At 55.5% G+C, this 15,696-nt stretch carries 19 protein-coding genes; 16 read left to right on the top strand and 3 right to left on the bottom strand.

Going from position 1 to position 15,696, the window contains the following annotated elements:
* The first annotated feature begins 32 nt into the window (after window positions 1–32).
* From AC2FAJ_RS22090 to mdcH, 3 genes are read left to right on the top strand one after another with little or no spacing between them, the layout of a single operon-like run.
* Window positions 33–992: an AEC family transporter gene (locus tag AC2FAJ_RS22090; RefSeq protein WP_041911936.1), complete on the top strand. Its 960-nt coding sequence runs from the start codon at window positions 33–35 to the stop codon at window positions 990–992.
* A 2-nt stretch (window positions 993–994) separates the two neighbouring features.
* Entirely contained in the window at window positions 995–1,612 is a 618-nt protein-coding gene (locus tag AC2FAJ_RS22085; RefSeq protein ID WP_163333818.1) for a malonate decarboxylase holo-ACP synthase, read from the top strand.
* Window positions 1,612–2,508, top strand: coding sequence for a malonate decarboxylase subunit epsilon (gene mdcH, locus AC2FAJ_RS22080; protein ID WP_062936177.1), 897 nt, complete (start codon window positions 1,612–1,614; stop codon window positions 2,506–2,508). Before AC2FAJ_RS22085 ends, mdcH begins: the two co-directional genes overlap by 1 nt.
* 93 nt (window positions 2,509–2,601) lie before the next feature.
* On the opposite strand, the gene AC2FAJ_RS22075 is transcribed toward mdcH, so the two are convergent.
* Together AC2FAJ_RS22075 and AC2FAJ_RS22070 are read right to left on the bottom strand one after the other, a co-directional pair.
* Window positions 2,602–3,534 carry a LysR family transcriptional regulator gene (locus tag AC2FAJ_RS22075; RefSeq protein WP_041911939.1) on the bottom strand — a complete coding sequence of 311 codons (933 nt, stop codon included), beginning with the start codon at window positions 3,532–3,534 and terminating at the stop codon, window positions 2,602–2,604.
* A 15-nt stretch (window positions 3,535–3,549) separates the two neighbouring features.
* Window positions 3,550–5,454, bottom strand: a complete 1,905-nt coding sequence (locus tag AC2FAJ_RS22070) for an ABC transporter ATP-binding protein (RefSeq protein ID WP_060573419.1) — start codon at window positions 5,452–5,454, stop codon at window positions 3,550–3,552.
* Between the two features lie 132 nt (window positions 5,455–5,586).
* Between AC2FAJ_RS22070 and kefG the strand changes: the two genes are divergently transcribed.
* From kefG to slyD, 4 genes are all read left to right on the top strand, one after another.
* The gene (gene kefG, locus AC2FAJ_RS22065; protein WP_047362520.1) at window positions 5,587–6,138 is read left to right on the top strand and encodes a glutathione-regulated potassium-efflux system ancillary protein KefG; all 552 of its coding nucleotides are present in this window, start codon (window positions 5,587–5,589) and stop codon (window positions 6,136–6,138) included.
* Window positions 6,138–7,943 (top strand): glutathione-regulated potassium-efflux system protein KefB, encoded by a 1,806-nt coding sequence (gene kefB, locus AC2FAJ_RS22060; RefSeq protein WP_047362518.1) that lies wholly within the window; start codon window positions 6,138–6,140, stop codon window positions 7,941–7,943. Before kefG ends, kefB begins: the two co-directional genes overlap by 1 nt.
* A 13-nt stretch (window positions 7,944–7,956) precedes the next feature.
* Window positions 7,957–8,157, top strand: a complete 201-nt coding sequence (locus AC2FAJ_RS22055) for a YheV family putative zinc ribbon protein (RefSeq protein ID WP_003861689.1) — start codon at window positions 7,957–7,959, stop codon at window positions 8,155–8,157.
* 94 nt (window positions 8,158–8,251) lie between these two features.
* The gene (gene slyD, locus AC2FAJ_RS22050; RefSeq protein WP_003861691.1) at window positions 8,252–8,842 is read left to right on the top strand and encodes a peptidylprolyl isomerase; all 591 of its coding nucleotides are present in this window, start codon (window positions 8,252–8,254) and stop codon (window positions 8,840–8,842) included.
* A 51-nt stretch (window positions 8,843–8,893) separates the two neighbouring features.
* Here slyD and AC2FAJ_RS22045 read toward each other — a convergent pair whose 3' ends face one another.
* Entirely contained in the window at window positions 8,894–9,112 is a 219-nt protein-coding gene (locus AC2FAJ_RS22045; RefSeq protein WP_028014642.1) for a protein SlyX, read from the bottom strand.
* Window positions 9,113–9,350: 238 nt separating this feature from the next.
* Here AC2FAJ_RS22045 and fkpA point away from each other — a divergent pair, with 238 nt between their 5' ends.
* The 9 genes from fkpA to AC2FAJ_RS22000 form a co-directional block, all read left to right on the top strand.
* Window positions 9,351–10,172 carry an FKBP-type peptidyl-prolyl cis-trans isomerase gene (gene fkpA, locus AC2FAJ_RS22040; RefSeq protein ID WP_023331457.1) on the top strand — a complete coding sequence of 274 codons (822 nt, stop codon included), beginning with the start codon at window positions 9,351–9,353 and terminating at the stop codon, window positions 10,170–10,172.
* A gap of 165 nt (window positions 10,173–10,337) precedes the next feature.
* Entirely contained in the window at window positions 10,338–11,060 is a 723-nt protein-coding gene (locus AC2FAJ_RS22035; protein ID WP_014885489.1) for a helix-turn-helix transcriptional regulator, read from the top strand.
* Window positions 11,060–11,446 carry a sulfurtransferase complex subunit TusD gene (tusD, locus tag AC2FAJ_RS22030; RefSeq protein ID WP_041911941.1) on the top strand — a complete coding sequence of 129 codons (387 nt, stop codon included), beginning with the start codon at window positions 11,060–11,062 and terminating at the stop codon, window positions 11,444–11,446. The genes AC2FAJ_RS22035 and tusD overlap by 1 nt, the downstream gene beginning before the upstream one ends.
* Window positions 11,446–11,805, top strand: a complete 360-nt coding sequence (tusC, locus tag AC2FAJ_RS22025; RefSeq protein ID WP_041911942.1) for a sulfurtransferase complex subunit TusC — start codon at window positions 11,446–11,448, stop codon at window positions 11,803–11,805. The genes tusD and tusC overlap by 1 nt, the downstream gene beginning before the upstream one ends.
* A 7-nt stretch (window positions 11,806–11,812) precedes the next feature.
* Window positions 11,813–12,100 (top strand): sulfurtransferase complex subunit TusB, encoded by a 288-nt coding sequence (gene tusB, locus AC2FAJ_RS22020; protein ID WP_041911943.1) that lies wholly within the window; start codon window positions 11,813–11,815, stop codon window positions 12,098–12,100.
* A 124-nt stretch (window positions 12,101–12,224) separates the two neighbouring features.
* On the top strand, window positions 12,225–12,599 hold the full coding sequence (gene rpsL / locus AC2FAJ_RS22015) for a 30S ribosomal protein S12 (protein WP_000246815.1): 375 nt from the start codon (window positions 12,225–12,227) through the stop codon (window positions 12,597–12,599).
* Window positions 12,600–12,695: 96 nt separating this feature from the next.
* Window positions 12,696–13,166 (top strand): 30S ribosomal protein S7, encoded by a 471-nt coding sequence (rpsG, locus tag AC2FAJ_RS22010; protein ID WP_003861706.1) that lies wholly within the window; start codon window positions 12,696–12,698, stop codon window positions 13,164–13,166.
* Window positions 13,167–13,262: 96 nt separating this feature from the next.
* Window positions 13,263–15,377: an elongation factor G gene (gene fusA, locus AC2FAJ_RS22005; protein WP_028014637.1), complete on the top strand. Its 2,115-nt coding sequence runs from the start codon at window positions 13,263–13,265 to the stop codon at window positions 15,375–15,377.
* 69 nt (window positions 15,378–15,446) lie between these two features.
* Window positions 15,447–15,696 (top strand): GTP-binding protein (locus AC2FAJ_RS22000; protein WP_227509680.1); only part of this gene is annotated, 250 nt, incomplete at its 3' end.

Raw genomic sequence — 15,696 nt, 5'->3', positions numbered from 1 at the left:
CAGTGCTTAAACTTTTTTACTACAGGTGATTTATGACTTACGTAATTGTTCATGCTCTTGCACCGATTTTCGTCATCATGCTGCTGGGATTCTGGGCCGGCAAGGCAAAGATGGTCGATAACAAAAATGTTTCCCTGCTTAATATCTTCGTAATGGATTTTGCACTGCCTGCCGCGCTGTTTAGCGCCACCGTGCAAACGCCGTGGACCGGCATCGTGGCCCAGTCGCCGCTGATCCTGGTGCTCACCCTGGCGATGTGGATCACCTATGCGGTCATCTACTTCCTCGCCACTCAAGTCTTTAAAAAATCCCCGCAGGATGCGGCTGTGCTGACGCTGACCGTCGCCCTGCCAAACTATGCGGCGCTTGGCCTGCCGATTCTGGGCAGCGTGCTGGGTGAAGGATCTTCCACGTCACTGTCCGTCGCGGTCTCTATCGCCTGTGGTTCAGTGCTGATGACCCCTTTCTGCCTGCTGATTCTGGAGCGTGAGAAAGCGCGCGCCGAAGGCAATAACTCGGGTTCAACGCTTTCCATGCTGCCGGTGCTGATGTGGCGTTCTATTAAAAAACCGATCGTGATGGGCCCGCTGCTGGGTGTGATCCTGTCCGCTATTGGCATCAAAATGCCGGAACTGGTGCTTGCCGCGATTAAACCGCTGGGACTGTCCGCGACCGCTGCGGCGCTGTTCCTGACCGGGGTGATCCTCTCCGCGCGTAAACTTCAGATCAACACCATGGTGATCACTTCCACTATCGCCAAGCTGCTGATCCAGCCAGCGATCGCCTGGGGTATCGTTTTAATCTTCGGTCTGCACGGCTCCGTGGCGATCACCGCCATCCTGATGATTGCGCTGTCCGCGGGCTTCTTCGGCGTGGTGTTCGGCAACCGTTTTGGCGTGCAGTCGCCGGATGCTGAAGCCGTGCTGCTGTTAAGCTCCGTACTGTGTATCCTGTCGCTGCCGCTGTTTATCTCGCTGACTTCAGGAATGTAATTATGACCACAACATTACGCCCGCATGACCTCATCTGGCTTACCGCGCATGACGCGCTGGAAGGCATCACCGAATCCTGGGTGGAGGCGGCCTGGCATACCGGCCTGCCGGTCGTGGTGCGGCGTGATGTTGATAGCGAAGGCCGTATTCCCGTTGGCGTACGCGGATTGCGTCGCGACCAGCGGGCGGCCGGTTGGGTGAAGCCGGAAAACGTGTTGCGCGTGGTTTCGCCCGAGGATCTGAGCGTTGCCGCCGACCTGCTGCGTTCGCCCTTTATAACCCAGCCGCCGGTTCAGGTGGCGCTGCAGCTGGCTCAGCAGGCGTGGCCGTGGACGTGGGGCATTACCGGCAGCACCGGCTACGCGCTGGCAACCGGTATTCCGGTTATTCATGCCGACAGCGATCTTGATCTGCTGATCCGCGCTCCGCAGCCGATTTCCCCCGATGCTTTTAGCGCATGGCAGCCGCAGCTGAGCCGCGCGCTGTGTCGGGCGGATACGCAGGTCGATACCTCCGAAGGAGGTTTCGCGCTGGCGGAGTGGCTGCGCGACGGCAAAACGCTGCTGAAAACCCGCCGCGGACCTCGCCTGGTGGCGGACCCGTGGCACAGGGAGGCGTGATGAAAATACTGTTTACTTTTCCGGGGCAGGGCACGCAGCATGAAGGCATGCTGCAAAACCTGCCGGGAGTGGCGCTGGAACAGGCGCGAGAGGTGCTTGGCGCCGAAGTGGATACGCTGGACAGTGCAGACTCGTTAACCCATACCCGTGCGGTTCAGCTTTCGCTGCTGATTGCCGGCGTGGCCTGGGCGCGCGAGCTTGAGCGTCGCGGCGTGTCGCCGGATATCGTCAGCGGGCTGTCCATCGGTGCTTATCCTGCGGCGGTTATTGCGGGTGCGCTGGACTTCGCGGACGCGTTGAGGCTGGTAGCGCTGCGCGGTGACCTGATGGAGCAGGCGTATCCCCACGGCTATGGCCTGACGGCGATTATGGGGTTGACCCTGCCGCAGGTGGAGACGCTGATTGAAGGCACCGGAACCTATATTGCGAACCTGAATGCCGAAACGCAGATCGTGATCGCCGGAACCGATGACGGGATGGCGCAGGTAGCCGAGCGCGCGCTGGCGAAAGGGGCAAGCAAGGCCAAACGGCTAGCGGTGAGCGTGCCGTCGCACTGCGCGCTGCTGGCGGAACCTGCGCAGAAGCTGATAGCGGCGTTTGAGGCCGTCACGCTGGCTCGTCCACGCTGCGCCTACCTGAGCGGCAGCACAGGCCGCGTGCTCTGGCAGCCGGAAAGGATCGCTGATGATTTAGCGATGAATATGGCGCGAACCGTGCGCTGGCAGGAGGCGGTGATTTCCGCTAACGAGCGCGAAGCGAGACTGGCAATTGAGATGCCGCCCGGCGGCGTACTGACCTGCCTGACTCGGCAGGCAGCGTGGGAAGGAGAGACCATTTCGCTGGAGCGCAGCGGGGTGGACGTGGCAGTGCATCTGGCGGGTCGGCTTCAGCGATGAATTTTTTGCCCGGTGGCGGCTGCGCCTTACCGGGCCTACGACTGCACGAACGTAGGCCGGGTAAGACGCAACGCGTCGCCACCCGGCAAGGCATCACGCACTATCCTGCAAGCTGCGCGCATACATCCGCCCTTCCGCAGCCAATGCCCGCAGGCTCGGATCCTGCTCGCGGTTGCGGGCAAAGACAATCGCAATCAACTGCTGCATCTGGTACGGCTCCGCCAGCTTCAGGAGTTGCACCGAATTCTCGTAGACCTTTTTCATCCTGCCCGGCATCAGCGTAAATCCAACCCCCGCCTGCACCAGACTCAGCATCGAGAAGATGTCATTCACGCGGGTGACGATTTCCGGCTCGAACCCGGCGATATGAAACGCTTCCTGAAACCCGGCATACGTGGCGAACCCTTCTGCCAGGGCGACAAATTTCTGATCTTTGTAATCACGCAGATCCGCGGGCCCGCGGGTATTCAGCGTGGCGGAAGCCGGTGCGGCAAGGAAAATATCATCATGGAACAGAGGAAGCACTTCGAGGCTGTTACGGTCGATATCGCTTTCGGAAATAGAGATTAAAATCGCATCCAGCGACCCCTCATCCAGCATATGGAGCAGGGTGTCGTTGGAGCCCATCGTCAGGTCCATCTCCAGATCCGGACGGCGCAGCTTCATGCCCATAATCAGGCGCGGCACGGTTTCCAGCGTCAGAGAGTAGAGCGTGCCGACGCGCAACCGCCCCTGGCCGATACCGGCAATTTTACGGGACTCTTCCACGCCGCGCGCCATCACCTGCATCACCTCCTGACAATACTCCAGCAGCGTCCACGCGGAGGGGAGGGCAATCAGGTTACGCCCTTTGTGAGCAAAGAGCGGGCAGCGGACGTTCTCTTCCAGCGTGTGCAGCGCGCGGTGCACGCTGACGCCGCTCAGGCCCAGCGTTTCGGCAGTACGTGCGATATTGCCCTTCTCCATGAACGTCATGAAGATGCTGAGCTTACGGAATGTAATCTCGCTCGTGGTATCGAAACTCATAGCCCTCCCGGTGGATCAGTCAGCCTGCAGCATCGCTTCCAGTTGTTCCTGCGCGTCCAGCCATGCCATTTCGCACTCTTCGAGGCTGGATTTGGTTTTGGCCTGAGTTTGCAGACAGTCCGTCAGCTCTGCTTTGCGGCTCTGATCGTACAGCTCGCTGTCGCCCAGCTTCTCTTCGACGGCGGCAAGCGTGGCGTTGAGCTTTTCCATCTCTTTTTCAAGACGGGCAATCTCTTTACGCAGCGGCTGGGTCTGGGTGCGCAGTTCCGCTTCGCGGCGCTTCTGGTCTTTACGCGACTGTGCGCTGTTGACGTTGTCTTTCGCTGACTCTTCCGGCTGGTTTTCCTGCTTTTGTACGTCCGTCAGCCACTGCTGGTAATCTTCAAGATCGCCGTCGAACGGTTCGACTTTGCCGCCGTGTACCAGGTAGAGATCGTCGGTGGTGGAGCGGATCAGGTGGCGATCGTGCGACACGACAACCAGTGCGCCTTCGAACTCAATCAGCGCTTCGGTCAGCGCCTGACGCATGTCGAGATCCAGGTGGTTGGTCGGTTCATCAAGCAGCAGCAGGTTGGGTCTCTGCCAGACGATCAGCGCCAGCACCAGACGGGCTTTTTCGCCGCCCGAGAAACGCTCGGTGTTTTCGGTCACCTTATCGCCCTGGAAGCCGAAGCCGCCGAGGTAGTCGCGCAGCTTCTGCTCCATCTCCTGTGGCGCAAGACGCGCCAGATGCTGAATCGGGGATTCATCCGCGCGTAAAAATTCCAGCTGATGCTGGGCGAAATAGCCAAGCTTAATGCCCTTCGCCAGGCCGATTTCACCGCTGGTTGGGTTAAGCTCGCCCGCGAGCAGCTTAATTAACGTTGATTTACCGGCGCCGTTGCGCCCCAGCAGGCCAATGCGCGAACCCGGCACCAGGTTAAGCTTGATAGAGTCGAGGATGATGCGATCCCCATAACCCGCGCTGACCTTTTCCATCTTCAGCAGCGGGTTCGGCAGGCTTTCCGGCGCGCGGAAGCTGAAGTGGAACGGGTTATCCACGTGTGCCGGGGCAATCATCTCCATGCGTTCCAGCATTTTAATGCGGCTCTGGGCCTGCTTGGCTTTTGACGCTTTAGCTTTGAAGCGATCCACGAAGCTCTGCAGGTGCGCCACGCGCTGCTGTTGGCTTTCATACATCGACTGCTGCTGAGCAAGGCGCGTCGCGCGCTGGCGCTCGAAAGAGCTGTAGTTGCCGGTGTACTCGAACATGGTTTGCTGTTCGATATGAATGATTTTATCCACCACCGGGTCGAGGAAGTCGCGGTCGTGGGAGATGAGAATCAGAGTGCCCTGATAGCTCTTGAGCCACTTCTCGAGCCAAATAACCGCATCGAGATCGAGGTGGTTGGTCGGTTCATCCAGCAGGAGCAGGTCTGAGCGGCAGATCAGCGCCTGCGCCAGGTTGAGGCGCATGCGCCAGCCGCCGGAGAAGTCGCTAACCGGGCGTTCAAGCTGTTCATTGCTGAAGCCCAGGCCGTGCAGCAGGCTGGAGGCGCGGGAGCGAATGGTCCACGCGTCGATGGCGTCCAGCTTGCCGTGAACGGTAGCGATGGCGTGACCGTCGTTGCGCTCGTTGGCCGCGTTGAGTTCCGCTTCGAGCTTACGGTACTCGCGATCGCCGTCGATAACATAGTCGAGCGCCGGTTCGCTCAGGGCTGGCGTCTCCTGGTTTACCCACGCGAGCTGCCAGTTCCCCGGGAAGGTAAAGTTACCGCCATCCGCGCTAATCTCGTTTTTCAGCAGCGCCAGCAGGGTGGATTTACCGCAGCCGTTTTTGCCGACCAGACCCACTTTCTGGCCCGGGTTGATGGTAGCAGTGGCGTTATCCAGCAGGACGCGCACGCCGCGACGAATTTGTAACGAGGAGAAAACAATCATAGAAGCGCCGTATGTTCCGACTATGTTAATTTGTCATTATGATAATGTAAGGTGTGGGCCATTTTCCCCACCGGGCCGCCATGGTAGCCTAAAACGACAACAATACACAAAAACAGAACCGGGAGGGGAGTGATGTCTCAGACAGCGAAAGTGCTGCTGCTGTATGCCCATCCGGAATCTCAGGACTCGGTGGCGAACCGGGTGCTGCTTAAGCCGGCCACACAGCTCAGTAACGTCACGGTGCACGATCTCTACGCGCACTATCCTGATTTCTTTATCGATATTCCTTACGAGCAGGAACTGCTGCGTCAGCATGACGTGATTGTATTTCAGCATCCGCTCTATACCTACAGCTGTCCGGCACTGCTGAAAGAGTGGCTGGACCGCGTGCTGAGCCGGGGCTTTTCCAGTGGGGTGGGGGGGAACCAGCTGGCGGGAAAGTATTGGCGGAGCGTCATTACCACCGGTGAACCCGAAAGCGCTTACCGTCACGACGGGCTGAACCGCTATCCCATGAGCGACATCCTGAGGCCGTTCGAGCTGACGGCGGCCATGTGCCGCATGCACTGGATGAGCCCGATTATTGTTTACTGGGCGCGGCGTCAGGATCCGAAAGCGCTCGCAAGCCACGCCAGAGCCTACGGCGAATGGCTGGCATCACCGATTTCGGCAGGAGGTCGTTAATGGAAGGATCGAATTTACTCCTCGCCGGGGTGTTGTTTTTATTTGCCGCCGTCGTCGCGGTGCCGCTTGCCGCCCGTATCGGCATCGGGGCGGTGCTGGGGTATTTGCTCGCAGGGATCGCCATTGGCCCATGGGGACTGGGTTTCATCAGCGACGTGGATGAAATTCTCCACTTCTCGGAGCTCGGCGTGGTGTTCCTGATGTTCATCATCGGCCTCGAACTGAACCCCTCGAAGCTGTGGCAGCTTCGACGCTCTATCTTTGGCGTGGGCGCCGCGCAGGTGCTGTTTAGCGCCGCGATTCTGGCTGGCCTGTTAATGCTGACCAACTTTTCCTGGCAGGCGGCGGTGATTGGCGGGATTGGTCTCGCAATGTCGTCGACGGCGATGGCGCTGCAGCTGATGCGCGACAAGGGGATGAACCGCAATGAGGCCGGACAGCTGGGCTTTTCGGTGCTGCTGTTCCAGGATTTAGCGGTGATCCCGGCGCTGGCACTGGTGCCGCTGCTGGCGGGCTCGGGCGACGATCACTTCGACTGGGCAAAAATTTCCATGAAGGTGTTGGCCTTCGCGGGCATGCTGATTGGCGGACGTTTCCTGCTACGTCCGGTGTTCCGCTTTATTGCCGCCTCGGGCGTGCGCGAGGTGTTTACCGCCGCGACGCTGCTGCTGGTGCTCGGCTCGGCGCTGTTTATGGATGCGCTGGGGCTGTCGATGGCGCTGGGCACCTTTATTGCCGGCGTGCTGCTGGCGGAGAGTGAATATCGGCACGAACTGGAAATTGCCATCGATCCCTTCAAAGGGCTGCTGTTAGGCCTGTTCTTTATTTCGGTGGGAATGGCGCTCAATCTTGGCGTGCTTTATACCCATCTGCTCTGGGTTGCGGTGAGTGTTGCGATCCTGGTGGCGGTGAAAATGCTGGTGCTGTACGTCATGGCGCGTATCTACGGGTTGCGCAGTTCGGAACGCATGCAGTTTGCCAGCGTGTTGAGCCAGGGTGGCGAGTTTGCGTTTGTGCTGTTCTCCACCGCCTCCTCCCAGAAGCTGTTTAAAGATGACCAGATGGCGCTGCTGCTGGTGACGGTAACGCTGTCGATGATGACCACGCCTCTGCTGATGAAGATGGTGGATAAACTCCTGTCGCGCCGCCTGAATCCGGCAGACGATGAAGATGAAGCGCCGTGGGTAGAAGACGATAAGCCGCAGGTGATCGTCGTGGGCTTCGGCCGCTTCGGGCAGGTGATTGGCCGCCTGTTGATGGCGAACAAAATGCGCATTACGGTGCTGGAGCGCGATATCAGCGCGGTCAACCTGATGCGCAAATATGGCTACAAGGTCTATTACGGCGATGCCACTCAGCTTGAGCTTCTGCGCTCGGCCGGGGCGGAAGCCGCGGAGTCTATCGTCATCACCTGCAACGATCCGGAAGATACGATGAAGCTGGTGGAGCTATGTCAGCAGCACTTTCCGCACCTGAATATTCTGGCGCGTGCCCGAGGGCGTGTTGAAGCTCACGAATTGTTGCAGGCAGGTGTGAAACACTTCTCCCGTGAGACGTTCTCCAGTGCGCTGGAACTGGGGCGCAAGGCGTTAATCTCCCTGGGGATGCATCCTCACCAGGCGCAGCGCGCCCAGATGCACTTCCGCCGGCTGGATATGCGCATGCTGCGCGAATTAATGCCTGTGCATACCGATACCGCTCAGATCTCCCGCGTGCGGGAAGCGCGGCGCGAGCTGGAGGAGATCTTTCAGCGAGAGATGCAGCAGGAACGACGCCAGCTCGACGGCTGGGATGAATTTGAATAAAAGGTAACGAAAGATGGCTGTACGTAAACGCTTTATCGCGGGTGCAAAGTGCCCGTCTTGCCAGGCTCAAGATACGCTGGCCATGTGGCGCGAAAATAATATTGATATAGTTGAGTGCGTTAAGTGCGGTCACCAGATGCGTGAGGCTGACAAAGAAGCACGCGATCACGTTCGCAAAGAAGAGCAAGTGATCGGCATTTTTCATCCAGACTAGCGATATGCTCTGAGTTTTTTTAAGCTTAAGGGTACACGGGTGCAGATTTCCGCTACAATCTGCGCCAGCAATTTTCCCACGCTCAGGAGATATCATGAAAGTAGCAAAAGACCTGGTGGTCAGCCTGGCCTATCAGGTACGTACAGAAGACGGTGTGTTGGTTGATGAGTCTCCGGTGAGTGCGCCGCTGGACTACCTGCATGGTCACGGTTCCCTGATTTCCGGCCTGGAAACTGCGCTGGAAGGTCATGAAGTTGGCGATAAATTCGACGTTGCTGTAGGCGCGAACGACGCTTACGGTCAGTATGACGACAACCTGGTTCAGCGCGTTCCTAAAGACGTGTTCATGGGCGTTGACGAGCTGCAGGTTGGCATGCGCTTCCTGGCTGAAACTGACCAGGGTCCAGTTCCTGTTGAAATCACTGAAGTTGAAGACGACCACGTTGTGGTTGACGGCAACCACATGCTGGCTGGCCAGAACCTGAAGTTCAACGTAGAAGTTGTTGCGATCCGTGAAGCGACCGAAGAAGAGCTGGCTCATGGCCACGTTCACGGTGCGCATGGTCACGACCATGATCACGATCACGGCCACGACGGCTGCTGCGGTGGTCACGGCCACGACCATGGTCATGACCACGGCCACGGTAAAGGTGGTTGCGGCAACGGCGGCTGCGGTTGCCACTAATTCCGTCATGCGGAAAATAAAAAAGCGGGATAATCCCGCTTTTTTTACGCCTCAATAATGAGGTGGTGGCGTCTCTTCCGACTGAGAGGCAATATTTGACGGCTGCGTCGCCTTCAGCTTTTCCGTAAGCAGGCGCATATGATCCCGCAGTTTCGCCATTTCGAGTTCGTGCGCGGTCACGGTCTGGTTAAGCTCTTCGATGGTGATGTCCTGAAAAGCCAGGCGGCTTTCCAGCTCAGCCATTCTCGCTTCTATCATTGTGTCCTTCATCATTCACCTCGTTTATATCTGATACGCCATATTGGCCCAGCGGCGGCGCAGTTTAACTGAGTTTATCCTTAAGTGCAGTCTCTATCCCGTTGGCAAGAAACTTATTTAAACAAAAATAGTCTGAAAAGTGGCGAGAATTGGAAGTGTCTGTCTGTAGATTTCTTCCGCAACGTTTTATAGTACGTCACTCATTTACGTTTAACGCTGGGGTGAGAGTCCCCAGGCCCTGGAGATATGGATGAAATCACTGTTTAAAGTAACGCTGCTGGCGACGACGATGGCTGTTGCACTGAACGCGCCGCTGTCATTCGCTGCTGATACTGCTGCGAAGCCTGCTGCCACTGCAGACAGCAAAGCGGCGTTCAAAAATGACGACCAGAAATCCGCCTACGCACTGGGCGCATCTCTGGGCCGCTACATGGAAAACTCTCTGAAAGAACAAGAGAAACTGGGCATCAAACTGGACAAAGCCCAGCTGATCGCGGGTGTTCAGGACGCCTTTGCTGATAAGAGTAAACTGTCTGACCAGGAAATCGAACAGACTCTGCAGGCGTTCGAAGCGCGCGTGAAGGGTGCCGCTCAGACCAAGATGGAAGCGGACGCTAAAGACAACGAAGCGAAAGGCAAAGCCTACCGCGACACTTTTGCTAAAGAGAAGGGTGTGAAAACCTCTTCTACTGGTCTGGTGTACAAAGTTGAGAAAGAAGGTACCGGTGATGCGCCTAAAGACAGCGACACCGTTGTGGTGAACTACAAAGGTACGCTGATCGACGGTAAAGAGTTCGACAACTCTTACACCCGTGGTGAACCTCTTTCCTTCCGTCTTGACGGTGTGATCCCAGGCTGGACTGAAGGCCTGAAAAACATCAAAAAAGGCGGCAAAATCAAGCTGGTTATCCCACCGGATCTGGCCTATGGCAAAACTGGCGTTCCGGGTATCCCGGCTAACTCTACGCTGGTCTTCGACGTAGAGCTGCTGGACATCAAACCAGCGCCGAAAGCGGATGCGAAACCGGAAGCGCAGGCAGATCAGAAAGCTGCGACAGACGCTAAGAAGTAATGTGATGCAAACCGCCGCCTTTTAAGGCGGCGGTTTTTTATTGTGGGGCAGATATAATTAACACTGGAAAGCGTTAGGCACGCTGTATTAATTTAGTTGTCCGTGTAGATAATGAGCCTGCCCTGAAAACCTAACGACAGGCTCCTGAAAAGGAGTGTTTTTTTCATGTCCAGGTCGCTTTTAACCAACGAAACCAGTGAACTTGATTTGCTGGATCAACGTCCTTTTGACCAGACCGACTTCGATATTCTGAAATCCTATGAAGCGGTAGTGGACGGGTTAGCGATGCTCATTGGTTCCCACTGCGAAATCGTATTGCACTCCCTGCAAGATCTGAAGTGTTCCGCCATCCGCATTGCTAATGGTGAGCATACCGGCCGTAAAATTGGTTCGCCAATTACCGACCTTGCATTGCGTATGTTGCATGACATGACCGGCGCGGACAGCAGCGTCTCAAAATGTTATTTCACCCGCGCCAAAAGCGGCGTGCTGATGAAATCAGAAACCATCGCGATTCGAAATCGCGAGCATCGTGTGATTGGGCTGCTGTGCATCAACATGAACCTTGATGTGCCATTCTCGCAGATCATGAGCACCTTTATTCCGCCAGAAACGCCAGACGTTGGCTCTTCTGTTAACTTTGCCTCCTCCGTTGAAGATCTCGTCACGCAGACTCTTGAGTTCACCATTGAAGAGGTCAATGCTGACCGCAACGTATCGAACAACGCCAAGAATCGCCAGATCGTACTCAATCTCTACGAGAAAGGGATTTTCGACATTAAAGATGCCATCAACCAGGTGGCCGATCGTCTGAACATCTCCAAGCATACGGTTTACCTCTACATCCGTCAGTTCAAAAGCGGCGATTTCGTGGGGCAGGATAAGTAATGCGTTTTGCATTAATGGTGACGGGCCCGGCGTATGGGACTCAACAGGCCAGCAGCGCGCTGCAGTTTGCGCATGCGCTGCTGGCGGCCGGACACGAACTGGCGAGCGTCTTCTTCTATCGGGAAGGGGTGTATAACGCGAACCAGTTTACGTCGCCGGCGAGCGACGAGTTTGATCTGGTCCGCGCCTGGCAGGCGTTAAATGAAAAGCAGGGCGTTGAGCTGCATATCTGCGTGGCGGCGGCGCTGCGTCGCGGCGTGACGGATGCAGACGAAGCCGAGCGCCTGGGATTATCAGGCGCTAACCTGCAGCCTGGTTTTTCGTTGAGTGGTCTGGGCGCATTGGCTCAGGCGGCGTTAACCTGCGACAGAGTGGTGCAATTCTGATGAAGCGTGTGGCATTTGTTTTTACTTCTGCGCCGCACGGCAGCAGCTCTGGCCGCGAAGGCCTGGATGCGCTGCTTGCGACATCGGCGTTAACAGAAGATATCGGTGTCTTCTTTCTGGGGGACGGCGTGCTTCAGCTTCTGGCGGGCCAACAGCCGCAGGCCATTCTGGCGCGCGACTACATCGCCACCTTCAAAGTGCTGCCGCTTTACGATATCGAAACCTGCTATGTCTGTGCCGACTCTTTAACGGCGCGCGGTTTAAGCGATAAGACGCCTTTTGTGCTGGATGTGACGACCTTACCTGCCGCAGCACTGCGTGAACAACTATCCCACTACGACACCATTCTGACTTTCTGAGGCTTCCATGCTCCATATTCTCAGCCATTCACCATGGCAATGTGATATCGACACGCTGTTGAGCATGCTGCGCGAAGGTGACGATCTGCTGCTGATTCAGGATGGCGTGCTCGCTGCACTTGAAGGTGGACGTTTCGTTGAAATTCTCACGAACGCCCCCATAACGGTCTCTGCGCTGAAGGACGATCTGGATGCGCGGGGTCTTTCTGGTCAAATTTCAGCCAAAATTGACGTGGTTGGCTATACTGATTTCGTCAATCTTACTGTGACGCACGCCAGTCAAATGAACTGGTGATTTGAGATCGCTGTATATTTCTTGACACCTTTTCGACGTAGCCCTAAAATTTCGCGTCCTCATATTGTATGAGGTCGTTTTATTACGTGTTTACGAAGCAAAAGCTAAAACCAGGAGCTATTTAATGGCAACAGTTAACCAGCTGGTACGCAAACCACGTGCACGCAAAGTTGCAAAAAGCAACGTGCCTGCGCTGGAAGCCTGCCCGCAGAAACGTGGCGTATGTACTCGTGTATATACCACCACTCCTAAAAAACCAAACTCCGCACTGCGTAAAGTATGCCGTGTGCGTTTGACTAACGGTTTCGAAGTGACTTCCTACATCGGTGGTGAAGGTCACAACCTGCAGGAGCACTCCGTGATCCTGATCCGTGGCGGTCGTGTTAAAGACCTTCCGGGTGTTCGTTACCACACCGTTCGTGGTGCGCTGGACTGCTCAGGTGTTAAAGACCGTAAGCAGGCTCGCTCCAAGTACGGCGTGAAGCGTCCTAAGGCTTAATGGTTCTCCGTTAAGTAAGGCCAAACTGATTTATCTTAATGTCAAACTAAACTCGTAGAGTTTTGGACAATCCTGAATTAACAACGGAGTATTCCCATGCCACGTCGTCGCGTCATTGGTCAGCGTAAAATTCTTCCAGATCCGAAGTTCGGATCAGAACTGCTGGCAAAATTTGTAAATATCCTGATGGTAGATGGTAAAAAATCTACTGCAGAAGCAATCGTATACAGCGCGCTGGAGACCCTGGCTCAGCGTTCTGGTAAAAATGAACTGGAAGCTTTCGAAGTCGCTCTCGACAACGTTCGCCCAACTGTAGAAGTTAAGTCCCGCCGCGTTGGTGGTTCTACTTATCAGGTTCCAGTTGAAGTTCGTCCGGTTCGTCGTAATGCCCTGGCAATGCGTTGGATCGTTGAAGCTGCTCGTAAACGCGGTGATAAATCCATGGCTCTGCGTCTGGCGAACGAACTTTCTGATGCTGCAGAAAACAAAGGTACTGCAGTTAAGAAACGTGAAGACGTTCACCGTATGGCAGAAGCCAACAAGGCGTTCGCACACTACCGTTGGTAATCCCTTCGGAGTATTAGTCACCAGGCGGGCGCTTCAGAGAAGCTGCCCGCTCTGGGTAACTTAACTGAACGCCTAAAGAAACAAACGAGGAATCAAATGGCTCGTACAACACCCATCGCACGCTACCGTAACATCGGTATCAGTGCGCACATCGACGCCGGTAAGACCACTACTACCGAACGTATTCTGTTCTACACCGGTGTAAACCATAAAATCGGTGAAGTTCATGACGGCGCAGCCACCATGGACTGGATGGAACAGGAGCAGGAGCGTGGTATTACCATCACCTCCGCAGCGACTACTGCATTCTGGTCAGGTATGGCTAAGCAGTACGAACCGCATCGCGTAAACATCATCGACACCCCGGGCCACGTTGACTTCACCATCGAAGTAGAACGTTCCATGCGTGTTCTTGACGGCGCGGTAATGGTTTATTGCGCAGTTGGTGGTGTTCAGCCACAGTCTGAAACCGTATGGCGTCAGGCGAACAAATATAAAGTTCCACGCATCGCGTTCGTTAACAAAATGGACCGTATGGGTGCTAACTTCCTGAAAGTTGTTGGCCAGATCAAAACCCGTCTGGGCGCGAACCCTGTTCCGCTGCAGCTGGCAATTGGTGCTGAAGAAGGCTTCACCGGCGTTATCGACCTGGTGAAAATGAAAGCCATCAACTGGAACGATGCAGACCAGGGCGTTACCTTCGAATACGAAGATATCCCGGCTGAGATGCAGGACCTGGCTGACGAATGGCACCAGAACCTGATCGAATCCGCTGCTGAAGCTTCTGAAGAGCTGATGGAGAAATACCTGGGTGGTGAAGAACTGTCTGAAGAAGAGATCAAAAAAGCTCTGCGTCAGCGCGTTCTGAACAACGAAATCATCCTGGTAACCTGTGGTTCTGCGTTCAAGAACAAAGGTGTTCAGGCGATGCTGGATGCGGTAGTTGACTACCTGCCATCCCCGGTTGACGTTCCTGCGATCAACGGCATCCTGGACGACGGTAAAGATACTCCGGCTGAGCGTCACGCAAGTGATGACGAGCCGTTCTCTGCACTGGCGTTCAAAATTGCTACCGACCCATTCGTTGGTAACCTGACCTTCTTCCGCGTTTACTCTGGTGTGGTTAACTCTGGTGACACCATCCTGAACTCCGTGAAAGCGGCGCGTGAACGTTTTGGCCGTATCGTACAGATGCACGCTAACAAACGTGAAGAGATCAAAGAAGTTCGTGCGGGCGACATCGCTGCAGCTATCGGTCTGAAAGACGTGACCACTGGTGACACCCTGTGTGACCCGGATCACCCGATCATTCTGGAGCGTATGGAATTCCCTGAGCCGGTAATCTCCATCGCGGTTGAACCAAAAACCAAAGCTGACCAGGAAAAAATGGGTCTGGCTCTGGGCCGTCTGGCGAAAGAAGACCCATCATTCCGCGTATGGACTGATGAAGAATCTAACCAGACCATCATCGCAGGTATGGGTGAACTGCACCTGGACATCATCGTTGACCGTATGAAGCGTGAATTCAACGTTGAAGCGAACGTGGGTAAACCTCAGGTTGCTTACCGCGAAGCGATTCGCGCGAAAGTTACCGATGTTGAAGGTAAACACGCTAAGCAGTCTGGTGGTCGCGGTCAGTACGGTCACGTTGTGATCGACATGTACCCACTGGAGCCGGGCTCTAACCCGAAAGGTTACGAGTTCATCAACGACATCAAAGGTGGTGTAATTCCTGGCGAATACATCCCAGCCGTTGATAAAGGCATCCAGGAGCAGCTGAAAGCGGGCCCTCTGGCTGGCTATCCGGTTGTTGACATGGGTATCCGTCTGCACTTCGGTTCTTACCACGACGTTGACTCCTCTGAACTGGCGTTTAAACTGGCTGCGTCTATTGCCTTTAAAGAAGGCTTTAAGAAAGCAAAACCAGTTCTGCTTGAGCCAATCATGAAGGTTGAAGTAGAAACTCCTGAAGAGAACACCGGTGACGTTATCGGTGACTTGAGCCGTCGTCGCGGGATGCTGCGTGGTCAGGAATCCGAAGTAACTGGCGTTAAGATCCACGCTGAAGTTCCGCTGTCTGAAATGTTCGGATATGCAACTCAGCTGCGTTCTCTGACCAAAGGTCGTGCATCATACACCATGGAATTCCTGAAGTATGATGATGCGCCTAACAACGTTGCTCAGGCCGTTATTGAAGCCCGTGGTAAGTAATCCACAGGATTAAAACCTAAGTCCCGTGCTCTCTCCAGAGGGGAGAGCACTATAGTAAGGAATATAGCCGTGTCTAAAGAAAAATTTGAACGTACAAAACCGCACGTCAACGTTGGTACTATCGGCCACGTTGACCATGGTAAAACTACCCTGACCGCTGCAATCACTACCGTTCTGGCTAAAACCTACGGTGGTTCTGCTCGTGCATTCGACCAGATCGATAACGCGCCAGAAGAAAAAGCTCGTGGTATCACCATCAACACCTCTCACGTTGAGTACGACACCCCGACTCGCCACTACGCACACGTAGACTGCCCAG

The organism is Enterobacter cloacae complex sp. 385G4, from assembly GCF_057320665.1.
The sequence above is the reverse complement of the archived record's forward strand: the minus strand, read 5'-3'. Positions and strand labels throughout refer to the sequence as shown.